At 58.6% G+C, this 22,534-nt stretch carries 23 protein-coding genes; 6 read left to right on the top strand and 17 right to left on the bottom strand.

What is annotated here, in order from left to right:
* Positions 1 to 174 precede the first annotated feature (174 nt).
* The 7 genes from SIC19_RS15980 to bioB all read right to left on the bottom strand — a co-directional run bounded on the left by SIC19_RS15980 (position 175) and on the right by bioB (position 5,848).
* Positions 175 to 876, bottom strand: a complete 702-nt coding sequence (locus SIC19_RS15980; protein WP_226909942.1) for a putative metalloprotease CJM1_0395 family protein — start codon at positions 874 to 876, stop codon at positions 175 to 177.
* An 88-nt stretch (positions 877 to 964) separates the two neighbouring features.
* Positions 965 to 1,210 (bottom strand): flagellar biosynthesis protein FlgE, encoded by a 246-nt coding sequence (locus SIC19_RS15975; RefSeq protein ID WP_127401714.1) that lies wholly within the window; start codon positions 1,208 to 1,210, stop codon positions 965 to 967.
* Between the two features lie 51 nt (positions 1,211 to 1,261).
* Entirely contained in the window at positions 1,262 to 1,954 is a 693-nt protein-coding gene (gene bioD / locus SIC19_RS15970) for a dethiobiotin synthase (protein ID WP_127401715.1), read from the bottom strand.
* 19 nt (positions 1,955 to 1,973) lie between these two features.
* A complete protein-coding gene (gene bioC / locus SIC19_RS15965) occupies positions 1,974 to 2,798 on the bottom strand; it encodes a malonyl-ACP O-methyltransferase BioC (protein ID WP_127401716.1) in 825 nt (274 codons plus the stop codon).
* Entirely contained in the window at positions 2,786 to 3,538 is a 753-nt protein-coding gene (locus SIC19_RS15960) for an alpha/beta fold hydrolase (RefSeq protein WP_127401717.1), read from the bottom strand. Before SIC19_RS15960 ends, bioC begins: the two co-directional genes overlap by 13 nt.
* Positions 3,535 to 4,713 (bottom strand): 8-amino-7-oxononanoate synthase, encoded by a 1,179-nt coding sequence (bioF, locus tag SIC19_RS15955; protein ID WP_127401718.1) that lies wholly within the window; start codon positions 4,711 to 4,713, stop codon positions 3,535 to 3,537. The genes SIC19_RS15960 and bioF overlap by 4 nt, the downstream gene beginning before the upstream one ends.
* Positions 4,714 to 4,741: 28 nt before the next feature.
* Positions 4,742 to 5,848: a biotin synthase BioB gene (bioB, locus tag SIC19_RS15950; protein WP_144402140.1), complete on the bottom strand. Its 1,107-nt coding sequence runs from the start codon at positions 5,846 to 5,848 to the stop codon at positions 4,742 to 4,744.
* A gap of 49 nt (positions 5,849 to 5,897) precedes the next feature.
* Between bioB and SIC19_RS15945 the strand changes: the two genes are divergently transcribed.
* Positions 5,898 to 6,677, top strand: coding sequence for a ComF family protein (locus tag SIC19_RS15945; RefSeq protein WP_085679802.1), 780 nt, complete (start codon positions 5,898 to 5,900; stop codon positions 6,675 to 6,677).
* A 15-nt stretch (positions 6,678 to 6,692) separates the two neighbouring features.
* Here SIC19_RS15945 and SIC19_RS15940 read toward each other — a convergent pair whose 3' ends face one another.
* Positions 6,693 to 7,808: an NAD(P)/FAD-dependent oxidoreductase gene (locus SIC19_RS15940; RefSeq protein WP_085681973.1), complete on the bottom strand. Its 1,116-nt coding sequence runs from the start codon at positions 7,806 to 7,808 to the stop codon at positions 6,693 to 6,695.
* A 145-nt stretch (positions 7,809 to 7,953) separates the two neighbouring features.
* On the opposite strand from SIC19_RS15940, the gene SIC19_RS15935 reads away from it, so the two are divergent.
* From SIC19_RS15935 to cmoB, 5 genes are read left to right on the top strand one after another with little or no spacing between them, the layout of a single operon-like run.
* A complete protein-coding gene (locus SIC19_RS15935) occupies positions 7,954 to 8,376 on the top strand; it encodes a hypothetical protein (RefSeq protein ID WP_007154819.1) in 423 nt (140 codons plus the stop codon).
* A 9-nt stretch (positions 8,377 to 8,385) separates the two neighbouring features.
* Positions 8,386 to 9,387 carry a serine/threonine protein kinase gene (locus SIC19_RS15930; RefSeq protein WP_127401719.1) on the top strand — a complete coding sequence of 334 codons (1,002 nt, stop codon included), beginning with the start codon at positions 8,386 to 8,388 and terminating at the stop codon, positions 9,385 to 9,387.
* Positions 9,388 to 9,420: 33 nt separating this feature from the next.
* Complete coding sequence (locus SIC19_RS15925; protein WP_075196529.1) at positions 9,421 to 9,792, top strand: kinase; 372 nt, start codon at positions 9,421 to 9,423, stop codon at positions 9,790 to 9,792.
* On the top strand, positions 9,785 to 10,540 hold the full coding sequence (cmoA, locus tag SIC19_RS15920) for a carboxy-S-adenosyl-L-methionine synthase CmoA (protein ID WP_036209747.1): 756 nt from the start codon (positions 9,785 to 9,787) through the stop codon (positions 10,538 to 10,540). Before SIC19_RS15925 ends, cmoA begins: the two co-directional genes overlap by 8 nt.
* A gap of 11 nt (positions 10,541 to 10,551) precedes the next feature.
* Positions 10,552 to 11,547 (top strand): tRNA 5-methoxyuridine(34)/uridine 5-oxyacetic acid(34) synthase CmoB, encoded by a 996-nt coding sequence (cmoB, locus tag SIC19_RS15915; protein WP_085679786.1) that lies wholly within the window; start codon positions 10,552 to 10,554, stop codon positions 11,545 to 11,547.
* 25 nt (positions 11,548 to 11,572) lie between these two features.
* On the opposite strand, the gene SIC19_RS15910 is transcribed toward cmoB, so the two are convergent.
* The 9 genes from SIC19_RS15910 to SIC19_RS15870 form a co-directional block, all read right to left on the bottom strand.
* Complete coding sequence (locus SIC19_RS15910; RefSeq protein ID WP_036209743.1) at positions 11,573 to 12,868, bottom strand: adenylosuccinate synthase; 1,296 nt, start codon at positions 12,866 to 12,868, stop codon at positions 11,573 to 11,575.
* Between the two features lie 82 nt (positions 12,869 to 12,950).
* The gene (locus tag SIC19_RS15905) at positions 12,951 to 14,132 is read right to left on the bottom strand and encodes an ATP phosphoribosyltransferase regulatory subunit (protein ID WP_036209740.1); all 1,182 of its coding nucleotides are present in this window, start codon (positions 14,130 to 14,132) and stop codon (positions 12,951 to 12,953) included.
* Between the two features lie 184 nt (positions 14,133 to 14,316).
* Positions 14,317 to 15,192 (bottom strand): protease modulator HflC, encoded by an 876-nt coding sequence (gene hflC / locus SIC19_RS15900; protein ID WP_041336347.1) that lies wholly within the window; start codon positions 15,190 to 15,192, stop codon positions 14,317 to 14,319.
* Positions 15,193 to 15,194: 2 nt separating this feature from the next.
* Entirely contained in the window at positions 15,195 to 16,388 is a 1,194-nt protein-coding gene (gene hflK, locus SIC19_RS15895) for an FtsH protease activity modulator HflK (protein WP_041332407.1), read from the bottom strand.
* A 78-nt stretch (positions 16,389 to 16,466) separates the two neighbouring features.
* Positions 16,467 to 17,765, bottom strand: coding sequence for a ribosome rescue GTPase HflX (hflX, locus tag SIC19_RS15890; protein WP_036209734.1), 1,299 nt, complete (start codon positions 17,763 to 17,765; stop codon positions 16,467 to 16,469).
* Positions 17,766 to 17,884: 119 nt separating this feature from the next.
* Positions 17,885 to 18,133 carry an RNA chaperone Hfq gene (gene hfq, locus SIC19_RS15885; RefSeq protein WP_007154829.1) on the bottom strand — a complete coding sequence of 83 codons (249 nt, stop codon included), beginning with the start codon at positions 18,131 to 18,133 and terminating at the stop codon, positions 17,885 to 17,887.
* Positions 18,134 to 18,173: 40 nt separating this feature from the next.
* The gene (miaA, locus tag SIC19_RS15880) at positions 18,174 to 19,217 is read right to left on the bottom strand and encodes a tRNA (adenosine(37)-N6)-dimethylallyltransferase MiaA (RefSeq protein WP_127401720.1); all 1,044 of its coding nucleotides are present in this window, start codon (positions 19,215 to 19,217) and stop codon (positions 18,174 to 18,176) included.
* A 7-nt stretch (positions 19,218 to 19,224) separates the two neighbouring features.
* Positions 19,225 to 21,135, bottom strand: a complete 1,911-nt coding sequence (gene mutL / locus SIC19_RS15875; protein WP_075196532.1) for a DNA mismatch repair endonuclease MutL — start codon at positions 21,133 to 21,135, stop codon at positions 19,225 to 19,227.
* Positions 21,136 to 21,154: 19 nt separating this feature from the next.
* Positions 21,155 to 22,510: an N-acetylmuramoyl-L-alanine amidase gene (locus tag SIC19_RS15870; RefSeq protein WP_041332406.1), complete on the bottom strand. Its 1,356-nt coding sequence runs from the start codon at positions 22,508 to 22,510 to the stop codon at positions 21,155 to 21,157.
* Between the last annotated feature and the right edge of the window lie 24 nt (positions 22,511 to 22,534).

The following is a 22,534-nucleotide window of genomic DNA, read 5'->3' as shown; positions in this document are numbered from 1 at the left end:
ACTCATACGCTCAGCAAGAGAAGCTGAACGCCAATAAAACACTTGTTTGAAACATACGTTTAGAGGCACAGAATTGTCAATAGGCGCAATCAAAATTTGTGTTGTGTTTTGTCGCGAATGTGTACCGATGGCTTAAGCACACGGGGAGGTTTTAGACTAAAAAGCAGCTTGTTTTCAGGCTGTTGCCCGGAAGGATGAAGAGGGATTGGCGCTTACATCATTGCTCCCGACGCCGGAGATGACCTGATAGGCATTCGTCGCTTCCTGCGACTGCTTTGCACTGCTTTCGTCACCCGCCTGGTCCTCGGACACTTCAGATTGCCCGGACTCGTCAGTGCGACCCAACTCTGAGGAGAGTTCAGCTTGTGCCTGCAGCATCAACTGCATGGCCTCTGCCGCCACTGCCCGGTCTTGTGGGGAAGGCTCTGCCGGCGCCAACGCTGCGGCCCTGACCACACGCATTTTATCGATTGTCGCCTGGGGATCTCCCCGCACGGGCGAGGTGCTGATCGAGACCTCGCCACCAACAGCGTACTGGGCACCGTCGGGGCCCCGTTCATAGACGTAGGAAATGGAACCGGCGTACTGGCCGCCAACCGCCTGATGGGCTGCCTCATGGGCACGAACCTCACGGTCCCTGGCTTTCAGTTCCGTAAGCTGTTTCAGCTCTGCCTCATCCAGGCCCTGAGCATCCTCTACGCTGGAACCCTGCGAGCGGGTACGATCCTCCGCAGCATTATCGTCAGCTACGCGGCCGGACCCGGAGGTTTCAGGAGATGTTCGAGATGAAGGTGATTCATCCGAAGATGGCCGGAGAGGGGCACCCGCAGCTGCGTCTCCCGAGCCAACGGAAGGCGCAGGAAAGGCAGGAGCCATTGACGGAAGGGAGCCCGAAATCATCATGTCAGCAGACTGGCCGTCGAATCCAAAGGACCTGAACAGGGCTCGGACGCCCTGAGAGGGTTCAGGCAGTAATATCCAGAAGCGTTCCCAGGGTTTCGTCGGCGGTTTTCACTACCTGGGCCGAGGCTTCAACGCTGCGCTCGTACAGTTTCAGATCAATGATCGGTTCCGCGAGGCCACCGACACCTTCTGCCGTGCCCTGGGGGCCATCAACACCGCCACGGGCAATCCTGCGGGCGGCATTTTCCATGCCTTGCATGCCGTCCTGGATACCCTGAATACCAATGCCTAATGTATTGCTGATCATAACCGCGCAGCCCAATGACCATATATTGACACCAGTAAGCCACAAATTTGGTCAATTTTCAAACAAAACGGCAACATCCAGGGCTTCGGCCAGCTCCTTCGGGTCGGCACGCTTCTGCCATGGCAACACCCCCAGGCATGGCGCGGGCAGGTTCTGAATCAGATAATCGAGGGTTTCCTGCTCACAGTTCATGGCCGTGGGGTCCGGCCGATTGGCCACCCAGCCTGCGACAGGCAAGCCATCACGGCGGATAGCTTCAGCGGTTAACAGTGCATGGTTGATACAGCCCAGTTTCAGGGGTACCACCATAATGACAGGCATACCCAGAGCGACAGGCATGGCGGCGTATGTTTCACGATCATTGAGTGGTACCCGCCAGCCGCCGGCACCCTCCACCAACAGTAAATCCGCGGGACGCATCTGCAACCCGCGGCAAAATCCGACCAGCCGTTCCGCCGTGAGGTGCCGACCCGCCTGGGCAGCTGCCACATGGGGCGCGATGGCGGGCTGTAAGGCTACCGGGTTCACCTGATCGTAAGGCAACGGTTCCGACATGGACTCCATCAGTATCAGCGCATCTTCATTGCGCAGCCCCTCCGGTGTTTCGTCGCAACCAGACGCCACCGGTTTCATCGCAAGCGTTTTCTTCCCCAGGGTAGCGGCCGCCTCAAGAATCGCAGCAGACACCAGCGTTTTCCCCACGCCGGTGTCGGTACCCGTCACAAAGTAACTCTTTCTGGCCATAGATCAATGAATCCCCATGTCAGTCCGGCAGACGGCAACCCAGCCATGCCGATGTGTAAGTGGCCTGTATCCGGCGTTCCCCGTCTCGCGGATAATAACGGCACATGGCCCGCAAACGGCCAGGCGCGGTCGCGCTTTGCCGCCGCGAGGCGCCTTTGTACCCGGCGCCGATAGCCTTGAGCTCCGCCAGCAGAGCCAGCGGCGAGGGATAATCCAGTGAAATGGTCTCGATCGCAAGTTGCGGAGCCGGGAGCGTTTCAAATGCCTGCTCCCGAAAACGCGCTTCCGATTCAAAACGATTCACATGCTGGTGCCCGGGGTCTGCCCGGTGCCATGCTTCCCGAAGTTCGTCGAGGGTACCCTCCAGCAATGTCGACACCAGTAGCCGACCGCCTGGGCGCAGAACCCGGCGGCATTCAGCAAGCACACCGGCCGGGTCACGGCACCACTGAATCATCAAATTGCTGAAGACCACGTCCACACTGTTATCCGGCAACGGCAACGCCTCGGCATCCGCCTCGATCCACCGAATGCCGCTCGGGTTGGCAGATCGGGCGTAACGAAGCATTCCCGCAGCAATATCAACGCCGGTCACCTGGCTCCCCGGAATCGACGCCAACTGCCCTGTAAACCACCCAGTGCCGCTACCCAGATCGAGTATCTGGAGTCCATCTGCGCTTTGGGCCTGATGCAGCCCTTCCTTCAACTGGTCCAGCAAGACCTGGCCCATATAGCGCTGCAGCCGGGCAGCGGGATTGTAGGTATGGGAAGCTGAGCCGAAATCGCGGGCAATTGTGGATTTCGGAGGCACCCAGTCGTGGATATTGGATGTTACAGGGTCCATTCAACCTCCTTGCCGAAAACAAACTGAAGGATTTCGTCATGGCAACGCGAAAGCGCCTGCCCTCGAGGCCAATGGGTCATACCGGCTACCCTAACGACCTTGGCGGCTGGAGACGGATGAAACGAGTGCTCCCAACATTCAACGACCACATCGTTGCTCGCCTGAAGATGCAGCGTCGGCACTGGTAAAGCACCCCACAGAGACCGCTGATCTTCGCTGCCCAACCAGTCCAGGCCCCGAACCAGGTTCACGTCGCTGACAGAAGGCCCTCGCGCAAGCCAGGGGCGCAGTTCCTGCCGGGCTTGCGACTCATCATGGCTGCCGTGAATCAAAAGTCGCTGAAAGCGCCGCCAGGCAAGGCCGGCGTTTTGCGACACCTGTTCCCGGAATGTCTCAAAAGTATCCACTTCCATCCCTGTGGACCCCTGCTCCCCAGCCACAAAGCGGGGAAACCCCGCCAGAGTGATTGCCTTGCGGACCTGGGGACAACTGCGTGAGGCAGCCGCCATTACCACCTGCGCCCCCTGGGACCAACCCGCCCAAACTGACGGGCACGGATAACGCTCCAGCAGATAATCCGCCACCCCCGTGACCGAGTCGCATCGGGACATCAGGGCGTCGTTCAGCGATATCAGATGAATCTCCCCTGGCCAACGATCAAACAACGGAAGCAACATGGCGGCATCGACACCCCAACCACCCACAACCACCAGCGGGATTCGTGATTCCACAGCGTTCATACCACCTCTGCAGAGGGCCTGTTCAGTAGTGAACGGCAGTCCGCCAATGCGGACAGCAACGTTGCCAGGTCTTCCGAAGAGTGCGCAGCGCTGAAGGTGACCCGCAAACGAGCCTGGCCTTCCGGCACAGTCGGCGGCCTGATCGCCGTAACCATTAGCCCCCTCTCCTCCAGGGCCTGGCTCAATGCCAGGGCTGCCCAGTTGTCGCCCACCATGATTGGCTGAATTGGTGTGCGCGATGGCATCAACTCATAGCCCAGTGCCGATGCCTCCTGGCGAAACTCTGAGATCAGCATCTGCAGGTGACTGCGACGGCTATCTTCCCGTTCGATCAGGTCAAAGCTGGCACAGGTGGCCAGAGCGATGGCCGGAGGCATGGCGGTGGTGTAGATATAGGTGCGGGCCTTCTGTACCAGGAAATCCATCAACAGCTGCGGGCCAGCCACAAAGGCGCCACTGGTGCCCACAGCCTTTCCCAGGGTGCCGATCAATATGGGCACGTCCTCCTCGGACAATCCCTGCTCCATCAGGCTGCCCCGCCCCTGGGGCCCCAGGACGCCCAAACCATGGGCGTCATCCACCACCAGAAGGGCCTCGTGCGCCCGGCACAGTGCCGCCAACTCCCTCAATGGTGCGATATCCCCGTCCATGCTGAATACGCCGTCTGTCACCACCAACTTGTGGCCACCGGTAGCGGCAAGCATGTCAGTCAGGGCACTCATATCACCGTGGCGATAACGACGCACCCTGGCGCGGCTGAGAACACAACCATCGATGATGGAGGCATGGTTCAGGCGATCAGAGAAGATGGTATCGCCACGGCCAGCCAGCGCAGAGATAACGCCCATATTGGCCATGTAGCCGGTCGAAAAAAACAGCGCAGCACTGCGGCGGGTAAATTCCGCTAGCCGCAGTTCCAGTTGGTGGTGGGCATCGTGGTGACCGCAAATCAGATGCGAAGCGGCACCGCCAAAACCGGTGTTTGGCATGGCCTCAGTGGCAGCCTTGATAATCCCGGGGTGATTCGCCAGCCCCAGGTAATCGTTGCTGCAGAACGACAGTAGCGGCACGCCATCGGAAACCAACGCGGGCTGCTGGGGGCCGCTGATCTGGCGGCGGGTGCGGTAAAGCCCCGCCTGTTTTCGCTCTTCCAGCTCTGCTGCAAAGTCACGCATGGCCAGCCCTCACAGACATGCTGTCTGCCTATGCAGACTCACGGGTGGCATCGTAGAACATGTGACGGGTCTGTTCGTATTCGACCGCTTCAACGATAGCTTCTTCCGCTTCCTGTTCGGTGCAGGACTGCTCGCGCTCTTCAGGCCGAATGCCCAGACGCTTGAACAACTCGCGGTCCGCATCCGCCTCGGGGTTGGCGGTCGTCAGCAGCTTCTCGCCATAGAAAATCGAGTTCGCACCAGCCAGGAAGCACAGGGACTGCATCTGCTCATTCATATTTTCACGGCCCGCAGACAATCGCACGTGCGAGGCAGGCATCATGATCCGAGCAACAGCGATGGTGCGGATAAAGTCGAACGGGTCCAGATCTTCCACATTTTCCATCGGCGTTCCTGCCACCTTCACCAGCATGTTCACCGGCACGCTCTCCGGATGGTGGGGCAGATTCGCCAACTGAACCAGAAGGCCAGCACGATCGTCAGGGTCTTCTCCCATGCCCACGATGCCGCCGCAGCATACTTTCATGCCTGCATTACGGACATTCTCGAGGGTGTCCAGCCGGTCCTGATAGGTGCGGGTGGTAATGATATGGCTGTAGTACTTTTCGGACGTATCCAGATTGTGGTTGTAGTAATCCAGCCCGGCTTCGGCCAGCTCGTCGGCCTGTTCCTGCTTCAGCATGCCGAGAGTCATGCAGGTTTCCAGGCCCAGGGATTTCACCTGGCGCACCATATCCACGACATATTCCATGTTTTTCTTCGACGGGCTACGCCAGGCCGCCCCCATACAGAAACGGGACGCGCCCTTTGCCTTGGCGGCCTTGGCCTCAGCAACCACTTTTTCAATTTCCAGCAGTTTTTCCTTTTCCAGGCCGGTGTTGTAATGACCGCTCTGGGGACAGTATTTACAGTCCTCCGGGCAGGCACCGGTCTTGATGGACAGGAGCGTGCTGATCTGCACTTCATTCGGGTCGAAATGCTCACGATGGACGCTCTGAGCCCGGAACACCAGGTCATTGAATGGCAGTTCGAACAACGCACGGGCTTCCTGCATGGTCCAATCGTGGCGCGGTGAGGTAGAAGGCGCGGTAGAAGGCGCTATAGAGGGTGCATCGGCGTGTGCGGTGGCAGTCATGATTCAGTCCTGTTAACTTTACCGGGATTCTGGTTTACGGATTGAACAGATGATAAAGGGACTGAAATCGCTGTCAACCTTGATCACACCAAAGGTTAACAGCGCGAAACGGATTCCGCGCGCTCAAATCAGCATCAAGGGCTTATTTCAGCTGCGCGGCGGGCAATGCGTGGCCTGCCTGGAACCGCATGCCCATTTCGGGCTCTGCACTCCCTGCCGGCAGGACTTGCCCGCCAACCACTCGCACTGCCGCTGCTGCGCACTGCCTATCGCCTACGCTGGCGATGAACTCATCTGCGGTCAGTGCCTGAAAGACCCACCGCCCTTCAGCCGAATCGTCGCGCCCTGGCGCTATCGATTCCCGGTTGACGGTATGGTCCAGCGCTACAAATACAATGGCCAACGCGCCTATGCCCGCCCCCTGATCCAGGATCTGAGCACTCATCTGACATTGATGCTGGAGACCCATCCTGAACGCACGCCGGACCTGCTTCTGGCCAGCCCGATGCATCCGGCCCGTCGACGAAAACGAGGATTCAATCAAGCGGCGGATATTGCAGAGCACATCAGCCGTCAATCGGGCATTCCCTGGAGCGCTGACCTTGTCGTCAGGAACCGGCGCACCCGGCCACAACGAGGACTGAACCGCGAAGAGCGCCTGGCCAACCTGCGGGGAATCTACCAGGTTACCCGTATACCACCGGCCAGCATTGCCATCGTTGATGACGTGGTCACCACCGGCGCCACTGCACGAAGCCTGACTGAAGTGCTGCTTGAGGCCGGCGCCAGGGAGGTTCAGATCTGGGCGCTGGCAAGAACCCCCGGATAAAGGTATGCAAACGCATTAGTCGGCGAGCTGCCCTGCCACTTCATCCGCAATGGCCAAAGCAGCCGTTAATCCCGGCGACTCAATGCCGAACAGGTGCACCAGTCCGGCAACACCGTGCCGACGTTCTCCGGCGATCCGGAAATCCGCAAACCCACCATCCGGGCCAGCAAGCTTGGGACGAATGCCGGCATAGGCGGGCTGCAGGCGGGACTCGTCCAATGCTGGCCACCAACGGCGAATACTTTCAGCAAACGACCTTGCCCGACCGGGGTCAACCGAGAGGTCCACTCGCTCTATCCATTCAACATCGGGCCCGAATCGAGCCTGGCCCGCTAGATCAAGCGTCAGGTGAACGCCGAGGCCGCCTGGTTCAGGGATCGGGTATACCAATGAACGGAAGGGGTGGCGACCGGAATAGCTGAAGTAGACACCTCGGGCCAGCCACTGGCGGGGCGCGATATCCGCTGGCACTCCCTGCCAGCTCGTGGCCAATGGTACTGCTCCGAGGCCGGCTGCGTTCACCACCCGTTGCGCCCTGAGCTCACAGGGCGCCGGCCCTCCAACCTGCAACCGATGCTCTCCGTCACAGGTCGCCGCATGTTCTACAGGCGCCTGGCGGACCAAATGGCCACCGTAGTCCTCCAGCTCTCCCAGCAACGACAGCATCACACCATGACTGTCTACAATGCCCGTTTCCGGTGAGTACAACGCCTCCTGGGCGGTCACGTCCGGCAGAGACACCCGCAGGGCCCTGCGGGTTACCCGCTGGAGCGGAACACCGTTGCGAAGGGCCTGACTGGCGATAGTGTCGAGCCTCTCCACCTGCGACGCGCCATTGGCCACAATCCACTTGCCGGTTTTGCGGTGGTCGATGCCACGGGTCTGACAGTACTCATACAACATCCGACGACCACGAACACACAACCGGGCCTTGAGGGAGTCCTCGGGATAGTAGATCCCAGCATGGATAACCTCACTATTGCGGGACGACACCCCTTCGCCAAAGTGAGCGCCGGATTCCAGCACCAGCACCTCCCTGCCCTGCTTGGCCAGCGTCCTGGCCACTGCGAGGCCGACAATGCCGGCACCGACGACCACGGTATCTGCCTGTACTATGTCTCGCCCTGTCATCTGCTTTAACGTCACCCGCGTTGTGTTTCGATCGTTTGTCAGCATCACCAACACGCTCGTTGGCTAAAAAGCCCGAATCGCATTACGGTGTCGCCCCCGAAACGTTATACTTGGCCGTGAATTGAGTGCACGGAGCAGGGAACCGATGTCTGACAGGAAGCAGTTTATTATTGTAATGCTGGTGGCGGCCATATTTGTTGGCTGGCTTGGCTGGCGAGGCTTTGAAGTCATCAGCCTGAACCAGGCACTGAAGGCCGATGAAATGGTGGCCAACTATCCTTATCAGCATCGCGTTCTCCGGGTTGAAGGAGGGACCGCCATCATGAGCTCACTGCGCTCCCATGAAACCTCGACGCACGAAGCACTCACCACCATTTTTCCGAGCATGCGTAACCTGGGAGACAATGATCGTGACTGGCAACGGGCCGAGCGTGAACTGGCCCAGGTCCAGGCCCAGGCAGGCAACATCGTCCTCAGCGCGTCTGGCATTGATCGGGTGCGATGGGAACTGGACGAAAACTGGTATCACCTCGCCAGCATGAAGTCCCAACAGAATTCGAGATACTAAACCTTATTTATGACCGAAACCTCCAGCCATCCTTACGACGCCCTTACCCCCGATACCATTCTTGATGCCCTGGAAGACGCCGGATTTGTGGTCAGTGGACGCCTGTTTGCCCTCAACAGCTACGAGAACCGTGTTTACCAGATTGGTATTGAAGACCAGCCACCGATAATCGCCAAGTTTTACCGTCCGGGGCGCTGGAGCGAAGCCCAGATCCGGGAAGAACATCAGTTTACCGTCCAGTTGCTCAACGCCGATATTCCGGTCGTGGCGCCCATGGCTATGCCCTCCGGCGATACACTGGGCCGTTGCGGGGACTTTCTGTTTGCCGTATTTCAGCAGCGGGGCGGGCAGGCGCCCGACACCAGCGTGACAGATACCCTGTACCGCCTCGGCCAGTGGCTGGGCCAGCTCCACAATATCGGTGACACTGAGCCCTTCAACCATCGCCCGGTTATGTCGATTCTTTCGGGCATTGAGGATAACAATCGGTTCCTTACGGAAAACCGCTGGATTCCAGATGACCTTCGGCCAGCGTGGGACTCGCTGATTCCCGATCTTGTCGACCACTGCGCCCGTCGGATCGATGACGCTGGCGAGGTGCACTCCCTGAGAATTCATGGTGACTGCCACGCCGGCAACATCCTCTGCCGCGAGGAACAGATGCTGTTTGTCGACCTGGACGATTGCCGTACCGGGCCTGCGATTCAGGATTTGTGGCTGTTACTGAACGGTGATGACGTTGAACGTGGCCAGCAATTTGGTGAACTACTGGAAGGCTACGAGATGTTCCGCGATTTCAATCGTCGTGAGCGTCATCTGATTGAACCCATGCGCTGCTTCCGGCAGATTTCCCACTGCACCTGGCTGGCCAAGCGCTGGGACGACCCGGCCTTCCCGCGTTTCTTCCCCTGGTTTGCCCAGCCGCGTTTCTGGTCCGACCAGATCCTGTCACTTCGGGAACAACTGGCGGCGCTACAGGCCCCTTCCATTCATGTACCCGGCCAATATTGAGGCCACTATTACCGACAGACCGGAGACCAACCGATGAGCCAAAGTGAGGCCCGATTTACCGTCCGCAGCCTGATTGTCACTGCCATTGCCACCATCATCGTTACCATCGTGGTTTTGGAGGCCAGCGGGCGGATTGATCATGCCGAGAATAAGGATCATGTGCCGGTGGGGGAATTTGAGGCCGTTCACATCAAACCTGGCGAAGAGTTCCGCATGTCGCCCAAGTCATCGGAACTCCACGCTGTCTGCGAACAGGGGTATCTGGCCATCGCCGCCGATGTGGACCCGGAGTTCCGGGGCATCCTCGTTGATTACAAGAACCGGGGCGTACGCTGCAGCCGAGGCCCGACACCCGCACACGACAGGCCTGTCAATGAGGGCCAGGAGCCAGCAGACAATGGCTGACAGGAACAAAAAACCGGGCCAGGCGCTGGACCGTCTGTTCGCCACTGAACGGGAAACCGGAGAATTCCGGTTTGACACATCGGTGGCTCGGGTATTTCCGGACATGATCCGGCGCTCAGTACCGGGTTACACCACGATTATTCCGATGATTGAAGTGATCACCGAACAGTATGCCCGCCCGGGCAGTCACTGCTACGATCTCGGCTGCTCTCTCGGCGCCTCCACTCTGGCCATGCGCCATGGCATTGGGGACCGCGACTGCACCCTTACAGGCGTGGACAACTCGGCTGCCATGATTGAGCGTTGCGAGCATTATATTGCTCTGGACGACCACCCATTGCCGGTTTCGCTGCGGTGCGAGGACATCCTCGACACCCCGATTGAGAACGCGTCGGTGACCACCCTGAACTTCACACTGCAGTTCGTGGCGCCAGACAGACGCGCAGAACTGATGGCTCGCATCGCCGACGCCACACTGCCCGGCGGAGTACTGATCCTCTCCGAGAAAATTCGCTTTGAATCCGATTCCGAGCAATCGACACAGACCCAACTCCATCACGAGTTCAAACGGGCCAACGGCTATTCCGACCTGGAGATCAGTCAGAAGCGTTCCGCCCTGGAACAGGTACTGATACCGGAAACCCTGGCCGAACACCGTGAGAGACTGATAAACGCAGGATTTAGTCAGGTTATGGTGTGGTACCAGTGTTTCAACTTTGTCTCCATGCTCGCCATTAAATCGCACTGAACGGAGCCTCCATGACGACCTTCAACTGGCAGGGGTGCTTTGCCCCGCTGCTTGACGATCTTGATAGCCGTGGCCTTGAGCGCTGGCGAAAGCAACTGCAGCAACAGCTACAAAAGCGCTTTGACGACAACCCTCATGGGGATATTGCCCGATGGAACCGGGCTCTGGACACCCTGCCCCACATTGGTGATGCCACGGCGAACCTGAACCAGTCGGCCATTACCCTGAACTCCGACCAGCCCCTCAGCACAGAAGACCGTGCAAAGCTCGAAGAAGGGCTGCGAGGACTGATGCCCTGGCGTAAGGGCCCGTTCGAATTCTTTGGCACCTATATCGATACCGAATGGCGTTCTGACTGGAAATGGGACCGCGTCGCTCCCTACCTGTCAGACCTGAGTGGTCGGCAGATACTGGATGTCGGTTGCGGCTCTGGCTATCACTGTTGGCGCATGCTGGGCGAAGGAGCCGGCCGGGTGATTGGCATCGACCCAGGACTGTTATTCCTGTTCCAGTTTCTCAGCGTCAAACAGTATGCAGGCCAGGAGCAGCGCATTGATCTGCTCCCGGTGCGCGTAGAGGATCTGCCGCCAAAGCTGGAAGCATTCGACACCACTTTCTCAATGGGTGTGCTCTACCACCGTCGCTCACCACTTGATCACTTACTGGAACTGAAAGACACACTCCGCCCGGGTGGCGAACTGGTGCTGGAAACGCTGATAGCGGATGGGCCGGAAGGTTACAGCCTGATGCCGGAGGACCGCTACGGCCAGATGCGCAACGTCTGGTTCCTGCCCAGCTGCGACACTCTGTTGCGCTGGCTGGACCGAACCGGTTTTTGCAACGCCCGCGTGGTGGATGTGACAGAAACCACGATCGAGGAGCAACGCAGCACTGACTGGATGCAATTCCAGTCGCTGCAGGACTTTCTCGACCCGGACGACCCAACGAAGACCGTGGAAGGTTATCCGGGTCCGAAAAGGGCGACGGTTATCGCGGACAAGCCCTGAAGGTGTCCGCGACAACCCAGGAAGGTTACTCGCCGAAGGGGTGGCGCAGAATGACCGTCTCTACCCGGTCAGGACCGGTGGAAATGATATCGATCGGTGCTTCGATCTGCTCTTCCAGGAAACGGATATAGGCCCTGGCGTTCTCCGGTAACTGGTCCAGGCCTGTCAGCCCGACCGTGCTCTCCTGCCAACCCGGAAGATCCGCATACACCGGCTCAATGTCCTTGTAGGTATCGCAACCGATCGGCGGGCGGGTAATCTCCCCGTTAGGCGTTTTGTAGCCAATGCACACCTTCACCGTATCCATGCCATCGAGCACGTCCAGCTTGGTCAGGCAGATGCCCGATACGCTGTTGATCTGGATGGCGTGGCGCAGTGCAACCGCATCAAACCAGCCACAACGGCGTGAACGCCCGGTGGTGGTGCCAATCTCGTTGCCCTTGACCGCCAGGTGATGGCCCATATCGTCAAACAGCTCGGTCGGGAACGGACCGGAACCGACACGAGTGGTGTAGGCCTTGGTGATCCCCAGCACGTAATCCAGGAACAACGGCCCAAAACCAGACCCGGTAGCCGTGCCGCCAGCCGTGGTATTTGAGGAGGTGACGTACGGGTAGGTACCCAGATCAATGTCCAGCAGCGAGCCCTGCGCACCTTCAAAGAGGATGTGTTCGCCGCGCTTGCGAAGGTCATGGAGGATATCCGTGACGTCGGCAGACATGGGCAGAATTTCCTCGCCCATGGTCATCAGTTCGGAAAACGCCTGATCAATGTCTTCGGGCTCTTCCTTGAAGTACTCGGTCAACACGAAGTTATGGTACGACATGATTTCCCGGAGCTTCTCTTCAAAGCTCTTCGGGTCACACAGATCTCCAACGCGAATCCCACGGCGTGAAACCTTGTCTTCGTAGGCCGGCCCGATACCGCGACCGGTGGTGCCAATTTTGTCGACACCTCGCGCTCGCTCGCGCGCCTGATCGATACGAACATGGGTCTTGAGGATGACCGGGCACGCCAGACTGATCTTCAAACGCTCCCGCACAGCAACCCCATTGCCTTCGAGTTCGCGGACTTCCTTCAGCAACGCTTCCGGAGAGAGCACGACGCCGTTGCCAATCAGGCACTGGACATTCTGGCGAAGAATGCCAGACGGAATCAGATGAAGGGCGGTTTTCTTACCTTCAATAACCAGGGTATGGCCGGCATTGTGGCCGCCCTGAAAGCGCACCACCGCCGCAACCTTATCGGTCAGCAGGTCAACAATCTTGCCTTTTCCTTCATCACCCCACTGGGTGCCCAGCACTACAACGTTTTTACCCATGACTCTCTCTCAGTGCGGCCCCGCCAATTGATGGGGTGCCCGCAGGTTTACCTGTAAATGAGTGGCCCGACCCCGAAGGTCATCAGTCCAACTGCTCCACGACCCACTGGCCGTCTCGCTTCACCAGGGCACGATCGCAATTGCGCGTGCCAGGATCAACGCCCTCGTCTTCCGGCAGGGCGCGGATAACCGTCTCCGTCATCCGCAGGCCGGAAATCACGCCATCCAGCGCAGGATCTTCGGTGGCTGGCGCCCATATGGCCTTGCCAGCGCGGCCGGTTCGCTGACCAAGTGAGACCAGCGCACGGATATCAAGACTAAAGCCCGTCGCCGGACGTGCACGGCCGAAATCACTGCCAATGGCATCGTAGCGACCGCCCTTGGCAACCGCGTCACCATGCCCCGGCACATAGGCCGCAAACACCAGCCCGGTATGGTAGTTGTATCCTCGAAGCTCACAAAAATCGAACCCGAAGCTTACCTCTGGATAGCTCGCGGACAGCATATCCGCCACTCGATCCAGTTGATCCAGCGCCTGACGAAGCGGTTCCGGCGCCCCTTCAAGAATGCGCTTTGCCTCACGCAGGGCATCCTTCCCACCGCTGACTCTGGCCAGCTCTCTGAGCATGCCGCCAGCAGAACCCGGTGGGCACCCGCCCAGCAATTCATCCAGTTCCGGCACAGACTTACGGGCCATGGCATCAAAGATGGCCGCGCCGGTATCGCGATCAAACCCGGCCTCTCCAACCAATGTCTCGTAGATCGCGACATGGGCAAGATCCAGATGGATTCTGGGCAAACCCGATACACGCAGGGTTTCAAGCATCAGGCTGATCACTTCCAGATCCGCCGATTCGGAGGCGCTACCAAACAGCTCGCAACCCGCCTGGATGGGCGTGCGCCCTGTCAGCATATGGCGCGGTCGGGTGTGGAGCACATGGCCGGCATAACACAGCCGCGTAATACCTTCCTGGCCAAGGGTATGGGCATCAATGCGTGCTGCCTGCGGCGTCATGTCCGCACGCAGCCCCATCATCCGGCCGGTCAGCTGATCAGTCAGCTTGAAGGTCTGAAGCTCCAGGTCGTGCCCGGTGCCCGTAAAAAGTGATTCGAGGTATTCGATCAACGGCGGGATAACCAGCTGGTAACCCCAACGCTGGCAGGTATCCATTACATCCCGGCGCAGGGATTCAATCTGTCCAGCCAATGGCGGAAGGATGTCTTCCACGCCATCAGGCAGTAGCCAGCGATCAGATACTGTCATGAGATTCGGTTGTCCGTTCTGTCCCGGGGCGGAAGCTTCTTGCCGCGAGAGTGCACAGGATTTAGGGCGATGCTCGGGGAAAGATAAAAACCCGAACCAAAACCGGCAGAATTTTACACTGTTGGCAGACACAAAAAAACCGGAATACCGAGGTATTCCGGTTTTGTCACTACCATCGTCGTGGTTAGCGGTTTCCCTGAGGGTCCTTCAGGAACTTCAAGAAGTCGCTATCAGTGTCGATGACCATGATGTCGTCTTCATTGGCAAAGGTGTTCTGATAGGCTTCCAGACTGCGGTAGAAGCTATAGAACTCGCTGTTAGACCCATAGGCATCGGCATAGATCTGGGCGGCCTGAGCATCACCTTCACCACGCATTTCCTCAGCCTTGGCAAAGGCTTCCGCCAGGATAACGGTGCGCTGGCGATCAGCATCCGCGCGAATACCCTCCGCCAACTCGCGACCGCGGGAGCGGAATTCCTGCGCCAGTTTCTCGCGCTCGGTCGCCATTCGACGATAGACGTTCTGGCTCACCTGCCCCGGGAATTCAATGGCTTTGACGCGGATATCCACCACTTCAATGCCAAATTCCTTGAGCGACGTTTCGTTCACCCGGTCACGCAGGGTGTGCATCAGCTCGTCACGCTGGCCGGAAACGACCTCGACCATGGTCCGAACACCGAACTCATCCCGAAGGCCGTTATCCACGCGAGACAACAGCAGCTCGGAGGCGCGGTATTCGTCACCACCAGTGGCCCGGTAGAACTGATCCACGTTGCGGATTTTCCAGGCGATGTAGGAATCGACGTCCAGCGGCTTCTTCTCGATGGTCAAATACTGACGCGATGGAAGATCCGTTGTCAGCAATCGGATGTCGAATTCCCGGACCTGATCAATGACCGGCACCTTGAAGTGAAGCCCGGCTGAAATATCCGTTTCGATCAACTCACCGAACCGCAGCAGCACGCCACGATGGGTTTCCGGGATAATGTAAACACTGGAGAGCGTAACCAGTACGACAATCAGGGCGCCTGCAAGGCCCACAATACTTTTGGGTCCCATCATTATCTGCTCCTCCGAACGCCACTATCCTGCCTGCCACGCAGCTCCTGAATCACCTGATCTGACAGGGTCTTGATGTCGATGTCACTGCCGGAGCTTCCGGAACCGCTCTGGCTGCCGGTGCTGGCACCGGAACGGTTAGTCAGCCTATCCAGAGGCAGGTACATCATATTGTCGCTGCTCTGGGTGTCCACCAGCACTTTGCTGGTATTCGACAGAACCCCTTCAAGCGCCTGGATGTACATACGCTCGCGAGTGACTTCCGGCGCAGTCTGATACACACCAAGAACCGCCAGGAAACGTGAGGTTTCACCACGGGCACGCTCAATCACTTCTTCCTTGTAGGCCGCCGCTTCCTCGGTCAAGCGCTGTGCCCGGCCACGAGCCTCGGGGACCACTTTATTGCGGTAGGTTTCAGCTTCTTCCTTGACCTGCTGCTCGTCCTCACGGGCGCGCTGCACTTCACGGAAGGCATCCTGCACCGCATCGGGTGGCTGAGTGCTCTCGACGTTTACACGGACAATGGTCAAGCCAGTGCCGTATTCTTCCAGGAAGCTCTGCAGGCGCTGCTCCACGCGAACGGCCAACTCGGCACGACCTTCCGTCAACACGTCATCAAGTGTTGAGCTACCAACTTCATGGCGCAAGGCGCTGTCAGTAGCAAACGCCAATGCCTGGTTGGAATCACGGACGTTCAGCACATAAGCCTGAGCATCACCAACACGATACTGGACCTGAAGGTCGACAGAGACGAGGTTCTCGTCCTGTGTCAGCATCTGGCCTGTAGATTCCGCATTCCGGACGTTCGTCACCCGGACCAGATAAACGCTATCGATCAACGGAACCTTGAAGCGCAGACCCGGCGTTTCAGTACGACTGAACTCGCCAAAGCGAAGCACAACCGCACGCTCCTGCTCGTTCACGGTGTAGAACGATTGAAAGACCACGTATCCGGCAAAAATGATGGCCGCCAACGCCAGGATGGCACCAAAACCGCCGGCGCCACCCGAGGACGAACTGCCGCCACTGCCTCCGGACTTGTTGCCCTTGCCACCCAGCAAGCGATTGAGCTTGTCGAGACCCTTTTTTAGCGCCTCGTCCAGGTCCGGTGGGCCCTGGTCATTTCCGCCACGACCACCACCAGTACCCCAGGGGTCATTGTCGTTGCGGTTTCCACCCGGTTCATTCCAGGCCATAGTGTTCTCCGTTCCAAACTAATCGAATGGCTGCAAATACTAGGGATTTATAAGCGCCCCGGCAATAGCACAGCCGGCCTATGTACGTTGTTCTTCAAGCCTTACATCATTTTCGCGCACGCCAGCGCGGCTCAAAAGCTGTAACCAGTCACGATGCTGAAGGCGTACTTCCAGTACCGAATCCCCGCTATCGCGGTGACTTTCCGTCACGACAGAGCCCGCTTCATGCAAAAGCGCCCGCAACTTGCCGTCCGTCGGGCCCAGCAGTACGAATTGATGGATCACGTCCTCCGCCAATCGTTCGACGATGGTATCAAACAGGCCTTCAAGACCTTCCCCGGTGACCGCAGAAACCCAGACACGCACGGGAACGCCATCTTCGTTGCGCTCAACCCGCGGCTGGAAGTTATCCAGCAGGTCGATCTTGTTGAAAACCTGCAACACCGGAATCTCGTCAGCACCTATTTCTGCCAGCACTTCTTCCACCTGCTCCATGTTCTCGTCACGCCGGTGATCGTGGCAGTCGATTATGTGGAGCAGAATTGAGGCTTCGGTGGTTTCTTCCAGGGTGGCACGGAAGGCTTCAACCAGCTTGTGGGGAAGATGACGGATAAAGCCGACAGTGTCGGCCATTACGACCGGGCCAATGTCAGGAAGTTCCAGGCGCCTCAGCGTCGGGTCCAGGGTCGCAAACAGCTGATCCGCCGCGTAAACGGTTGACGTTGTTATGCGGTTAAACAGCGTGGACTTGCCCGCGTTGGTGTAGCCCACCAGTGAGACGGTTGGAATATCCGCACGCATCCGGGCCCGGCGACCCTGGTTACGCTGTTTACGGACCTTTTCAAGGCGGCGATGAATGGACTTGATACGCTCCCGCAGCAACCGCCGATCCGTCTCCAACTGGGTTTCACCCGGGCCACGCAACCCGATACCACCCTTCTGGCGCTCAAGGTGCGTCCAACCCCGAATAAGGCGGGTCGACATATGCTCAAGTTGAGCCAGTTCCACCTGAAGCTTACCTTCATGGGTGCGAGCACGCTGAGCGAAAATATCCAGGATGACGCCCGTGCGATCGAGCACACGACAGCTCAGCTCACGCTCAATGTTTCGTTCCTGGCTGGGGCTGAGTGCGTGATTGAAAAGCACCACATCCGCTTCGTTGGCGGTCACGGCATCACGAATTTCTTCCAGCTTCCCCTCGCCGACAAACAGTCTCGGGCTGGGCTGCTTGCGCGAGCCGGTGACAACACCTACGGGTTCGACACCGGCAGACCAGACCAGTTCACGGAACTCGCCCAGATCCTCAGCTTCTTCGTGTGAGGAAAACTCGATATGAACGAGAATCGCCCGTTCACCAACGTCGGGACGCTCAAACAAGTAGTAACAACTCCAAATCAGTCAGACTGCACCTGTCACCAAAACAAACACCCGCGGCCCTGGGAGCCTTTTCGGGCCCTTCGGGAGCGCGGGTAACAACACCGGTGTGCCCGGATAAATCAGTCTTCAGATTCTTCTCCGCCCGGAGCCTGTGGCGGAATACGAACGTTCCGCGCGGGCACCACAGTGGAAATGGCATGCTTATAGACCATCTGGCTGACAGTGTTTTTCAGCAAAATCACGAACTGGTCAAAAGACTCGATCTGGCCCTGAAGCTTGATACCATTGACCAGAAAGATGGAAACCGGAATGCGTTCCTTGCGTAATGCATTAAGGTAAGGGTCTTGTAGAGAGTGCCCTTTTGACATGTGTTTTCTCCTGTTTATAAGTAAAGGCAGATCGTCAACTTCAATTGTTAAATGTGGTGCGAAACTCAATAATTTTCAAGGCAGTGTCGGACATAAGTTTGTCGCCACTATCCAACCAGTCCACATCGGACCACTTTCGCAACCAGGTCAGCTGTCGCTTGGCAAGCTGCCGGGTAGCAGCAACGCCCTTGTCTACCATGGTGTCGTAATCATAATCACCGGCCAGATGTGCCCAGCCCTGACGATATCCGACACAACGCATGGAGGGCAGGCCAGCATTCAGATCACCCCTGGCCTTCAGCGCCCTGACCTCATCAAGAAAACCCGCATTCAGCATGGCGTTGAAACGCAGGGCTATTCTTTCATGGAGCACCCGCCTCTCGGCGGGAGCCATCGCAAGCTGCACTACAGTATACGGAAGAGACGGCGATTCGTCTGCCTGCCATTGGGTGAAATAGGTGTAATCCTCAATGCCATCGCTGTTCTGACGGTTCTCTGCCTGGCCTCTGCTCGCCTTGTCCTGCCATATTGAGGAAATCGGCCGTCCCGTCAGACGAATCACCTCAAGTGCCCGAATAAGTCGCTGCCGGTTATTCTGATGAATGAGACCCGCCGCCACAGGGTCCTGTCGCTCCAGCTCCTGGTGAAGGGCACCCCAGCCTCGCTCCTTCGCCTCCTGCTCAAGGGCCTCCCGGACGACTGGATCAGCAGACGGCAGGTTGGACATACCATGCAGCAATGCCTTGAAGTACATCATGGTGCCACCCACCAACAACGGAATCCGCCCCGCTGACACAATGTCGTTCATTTCACGCAGGGCATCGCGACGGAAGTCCGCTGCCGAGTATGTTTCCGCCGGGTCGCAGATATCAATTAACCGGTGTGGCGCCTGGGAGAGCTCCTCGTGCGAGGGCTTGGCGGTTCCAATATCCATACCCCGGTAGATCATCGCCGAATCAACACTGATGATATCGCAGGGCAGGTGGCGACAGAGCTCGATGGCCAGGTCGGTCTTGCCCGAGGCAGTCGGGCCCATCAGGCATATGGCCATGGGCTTGGTGCCTTTAGCGGTTGATGCCGTCATACCGGTGTTAACGCCCGCGCAGGAATAATTTGTCCAGCTCCGAGAGGGTGACCACAGTCCAGGTGGGCCGACCATGGTTGCACTGACCACTGCGCTCGGTGGCCTCCATGTCCCGCAACAGGGTATTCATTTCCGGAATGGTCAGTTGCCGATTGGCACGCACGGAACCATGACATGCCATGGTACCAAGCAACTCATGTATCACCGCCTCCACACGGTCGCTTTCGCCGTTCTCAATCAGGTCAGACAGCACATCCCGAACCAATTGCTCGGTGTCCGCCCCCCGCAACAGCGCAGGCACCTGCCGCACAGCGAGAGTTTCGGGGCCAATGCGCTCCACCCTCAATCCCAACTGCAAAAGCTCTTCACCATGAGTCTCCGCCAATGCCGCCTCTTTCTGGCTGACAGCCAGGGAAACCGGCACCAGCAGCGGCTGACTCTTGAGGTCCTGCGCCTCCAGCGCACGCTTCATACGCTCATAGGTAATACGTTCATGGGCCGCGTGCATATCCACCACGATCATGCCCTGACGGCTCTGGGCCAGGATATAAATTCCGTGCAGTTGGGCAATGGCGTAGCCAAGCGGCGGCTCATCACCGCTGTCCTGCGGTGGCGTAGGCGCCGCAACGGCCAGATCACCGGAGTCAGCCATCGCGGGCTGCGCCCCGGTTCCACCGCCCCCGTTCAGGGACTGGTAGAACGCCATTTGATCGCGGGCCTGCCATTCAGGCTGCGGGGGCCTCGGGCTCCCTGAGAACCCGGCATGCTGCGGGCTGCCGCCGGAACCTGTAAACGGATCGGAGGCGGGCTGGTGATTGACACCCGGCATGGCAGCCTGAACGCCAAAACCACCGGTTGCCGTACCGGCCTCCCGACCGTGGGACTGGGCTACCGCTCCCTTGAGATGATCATCCGGGCGTACATCTGCCAGCGCCTTGTGAAGCGTCCGGAAAATAAAATCGTGAACCAGGCGCCCATCGCGGAAACGCACTTCGTGCTTGGTGGGGTGAACATTCACGTCCACGTTCGCGGGATCAACCTCCAGATACAACACGAACGCCGGGTGACGGTTGTTGTAAAGCACATCCCGATAAGCCTGGCGCACGGCATGCGCTACCAGCCGGTCCCGTATCACCCGCCCGTTGACAAAAAAGTACTGCAAATCCGCCTGACTGCGGGAAAAGGTCGGCAGGGCAACCCAACCCCAAAGTTTCAATCCCGTAGCCTCAGCATCAATCACCACGGCGTTGTCGATAAACTGCTGACCGCATAGAGAGCCAATCCGCCGCTCCCGGTCCAGCGGATTCTCAGCCGGCCTGAGGCTCTGGACCACACGCTGGTTATGTCGAAGCGTAAAACCGGTGTCGAAACGGCTCAGGGCCTGGCGGCGAATGCATTCTTCAACATGGTTGAACTCGGTCTTCTCCGTACGGAGAAACTTGCGTCGGGCGGGCGTGTTAAAGAACAGGTCCCGGACCTCCACCGTCGTGCCCACCGGATGGGCCGCCGGGGAAATACTGGCGTCCATGTCGCGCCCTTCCACTTCTACCTTTGAGGCCGCCTCCTGGCGCTCTGTGCGTGATGTCAGTGCCAGCCTGGAAACGGAACTGATACTGGCCAGGGCCTCCCCCCGGAAACCAAGGGACGCCACTGCTTCAAGGTCTTCGAGATTTTCAATCTTGCTGGTGGCATGACGGCTGAGCGCAAGGGGAAGGTCCGTCTCGTCTATACCCATGCCGTCGTCACGTACCCGGATCAGCTTGACACCCCCCTGCTCCACCTCAATATCGACCCGGCGGGCACCGGCATCGAGCGCATTTTCTACCAGTTCTTTCACGACCGAAGCCGGGCGCTCAACCACCTCACCGGCAGCAATCTGGTTGGCCAGGCGGGGCGTCAGTAATCGAATGGAGGGCATGTTACCAGGGGACCTCGTGTCAGGATGCAGGAATACGAATGGTTTGCCCTACCATAACACGGTCATCATTGAGGCCGTTATACTGCATCAGTTCGCTGACGGTTGTCTGGTTCTCCCGAGCGACACCTGAGAGCGTATCCCCCCGGCGAATCCGGTACTGACTGACACTGCCATCGCCACGGCCGTTCTGCTTCTGCCACGCCAGCAACGTGCCTGGCGGGGGCGTTTTCTGGAAGTAGTCATCGATACCCCGAAACACCGCCTGGGACAGCTTTTCACGATACCAGGCACTGGAAAGGTTCTGCTCTTCCTTCGGGTTCGAGATGAATCCCGCCTCAACGAGAACCGATGGAATATCCGGTGATTTCAGCACCGCAAACGCAGCCTGCTCAACGCCTTTCTTGTGAAGCTTGGCGACACTGCCAAGCCTGCCGAGGATAGAGTCCCCGACACCGAGGCTGGAATTGATACTGGCGGTCATGGAGAGGTCCAGCAGCACACCCGCCAGCATGTCATCTCGACCATCAAGGGACACCCCACCGGCACCCCCGATCAGGTCAGAGCGGTTCTCGGTCTTGGCCAGCCAGCGGGCGGTTTCACTGGTGGCACCCCGCTGTGACAACGCAAACACCGAAGCACCACGGGGCTGAGGCGTGCGAAAGGCATCGGCGTGGACCGACACAAACAGGTCGGCGTTGTGCTTCCGGGCCAGCAGTGTGCGGCTACGCAAATCGATGTAGTAGTCGCCGGTACGGGTTAGCTTGGCGGTATAACCCGGCTTGGCGTCGATCAGTTCCGCCAGGGTTTTTGACATTCTCAGCACCACGTCTTTTTCACGGGTGCCACGGGGACCGATTGCTCCCGGGTCCTCGCCGCCGTGGCCGGCATCAACCACCACGATAATATCCCGCTTGCCGTTGGCGTTTTCGGTGACGGTTGGCTCCGAAGGCTTTCGAGCCTTCAGACCACCTTCGTCGATCAGGTCAACGACCAACCGGTGACCGTACTGCTGATTGGGTTCGAGCTGAAAGCTGCGCGGCTTGATGTCACTCTTCAGATCGAGCACTACCCGAAGATCATTACCGTTGCGCGGGGCGCTGCGGATACGCTTTACGGGACTGCCCGAGAGATCGAGCTTGTCAAAATCGGCCTTGAGCGTCGTGTTCTCAAGGTCAATCACCAGGCGCGAAGGCCCGGAAAGGGCAAACACCTTGTGATCAATCTTGTCGGCAACATCCAGCACCAGCCGGGTATGGTCCGGCGCAGGCCAGATCCTCACGCCTTCCACGTTAACGCCCGCCATTGCTGCCATAGGAAACAACAGAGTCAGCATTACACTACCGGCCAGGCACCATCTGGAGAACATTCTTGCCATCATTTTCCTGCCCACCTGCACTGA

Origin of the sequence: Marinobacter sp. MIT930201, from assembly GCF_047122665.1 — a bacterium.
Classification (GTDB): domain Bacteria; phylum Pseudomonadota; class Gammaproteobacteria; order Pseudomonadales; family Oleiphilaceae; genus Marinobacter; species Marinobacter salarius.
The sequence above is the reverse complement of the archived record's forward strand: the minus strand, read 5'-3'. Positions and strand labels throughout refer to the sequence as shown.

Excerpts from the sequence above, each read along its gene's own strand:
- SIC19_RS15975 (WP_127401714.1), bottom strand. The coding sequence starts at position 1,210 with ATGATCAGCAATACATTAGGCATTGGTATTCAGGGTATCCAGGACGGC.
- hflK (WP_041332407.1), bottom strand. The coding sequence starts at position 16,388 with ATGGCCTGGAATGAACCGGGTGGAAACCGCAACGACAATGACCCCTGG.
- SIC19_RS15940 (WP_085681973.1), bottom strand. The coding sequence starts at position 7,808 with ATGACAGGGCGAGACATAGTACAGGCAGATACCGTGGTCGTCGGTGCC.
- SIC19_RS15870 (WP_041332406.1), bottom strand. The coding sequence starts at position 22,510 with ATGGCAAGAATGTTCTCCAGATGGTGCCTGGCCGGTAGTGTAATGCTG.
- SIC19_RS15980 (WP_226909942.1), bottom strand. The coding sequence starts at position 876 with ATGGCTCCTGCCTTTCCTGCGCCTTCCGTTGGCTCGGGAGACGCAGCT.
- miaA (WP_127401720.1), bottom strand. The coding sequence starts at position 19,217 with ATGACGGCATCAACCGCTAAAGGCACCAAGCCCATGGCCATATGCCTG.
- bioF (WP_127401718.1), bottom strand. The coding sequence starts at position 4,713 with ATGCGTGACTTTGCAGCAGAGCTGGAAGAGCGAAAACAGGCGGGGCTT.
- SIC19_RS15925 (WP_075196529.1), top strand. The coding sequence starts at position 9,421 with ATGAGCCAAAGTGAGGCCCGATTTACCGTCCGCAGCCTGATTGTCACT.
- cmoB (WP_085679786.1), top strand. The coding sequence starts at position 10,552 with ATGACGACCTTCAACTGGCAGGGGTGCTTTGCCCCGCTGCTTGACGAT.
- hfq (WP_007154829.1), bottom strand. The coding sequence starts at position 18,133 with ATGTCAAAAGGGCACTCTCTACAAGACCCTTACCTTAATGCATTACGC.
- mutL (WP_075196532.1), bottom strand. The coding sequence starts at position 21,135 with ATGCCCTCCATTCGATTACTGACGCCCCGCCTGGCCAACCAGATTGCT.
- SIC19_RS15910 (WP_036209743.1), bottom strand. The coding sequence starts at position 12,868 with ATGGGTAAAAACGTTGTAGTGCTGGGCACCCAGTGGGGTGATGAAGGA.
- hflC (WP_041336347.1), bottom strand. The coding sequence starts at position 15,192 with ATGGGACCCAAAAGTATTGTGGGCCTTGCAGGCGCCCTGATTGTCGTA.
- SIC19_RS15935 (WP_007154819.1), top strand. The coding sequence starts at position 7,954 with ATGTCTGACAGGAAGCAGTTTATTATTGTAATGCTGGTGGCGGCCATA.
- SIC19_RS15960 (WP_127401717.1), bottom strand. The coding sequence starts at position 3,538 with ATGAACGCTGTGGAATCACGAATCCCGCTGGTGGTTGTGGGTGGTTGG.
- bioB (WP_144402140.1), bottom strand. The coding sequence starts at position 5,848 with ATGACTGCCACCGCACACGCCGATGCACCCTCTATAGCGCCTTCTACC.
- bioD (WP_127401715.1), bottom strand. The coding sequence starts at position 1,954 with ATGGCCAGAAAGAGTTACTTTGTGACGGGTACCGACACCGGCGTGGGG.
- SIC19_RS15945 (WP_085679802.1), top strand. The coding sequence starts at position 5,898 with ATGATAAAGGGACTGAAATCGCTGTCAACCTTGATCACACCAAAGGTT.
- bioC (WP_127401716.1), bottom strand. The coding sequence starts at position 2,798 with ATGGACCCTGTAACATCCAATATCCACGACTGGGTGCCTCCGAAATCC.
- SIC19_RS15905 (WP_036209740.1), bottom strand. The coding sequence starts at position 14,132 with ATGACAGTATCTGATCGCTGGCTACTGCCTGATGGCGTGGAAGACATC.
- SIC19_RS15930 (WP_127401719.1), top strand. The coding sequence starts at position 8,386 with ATGACCGAAACCTCCAGCCATCCTTACGACGCCCTTACCCCCGATACC.
- cmoA (WP_036209747.1), top strand. The coding sequence starts at position 9,785 with ATGGCTGACAGGAACAAAAAACCGGGCCAGGCGCTGGACCGTCTGTTC.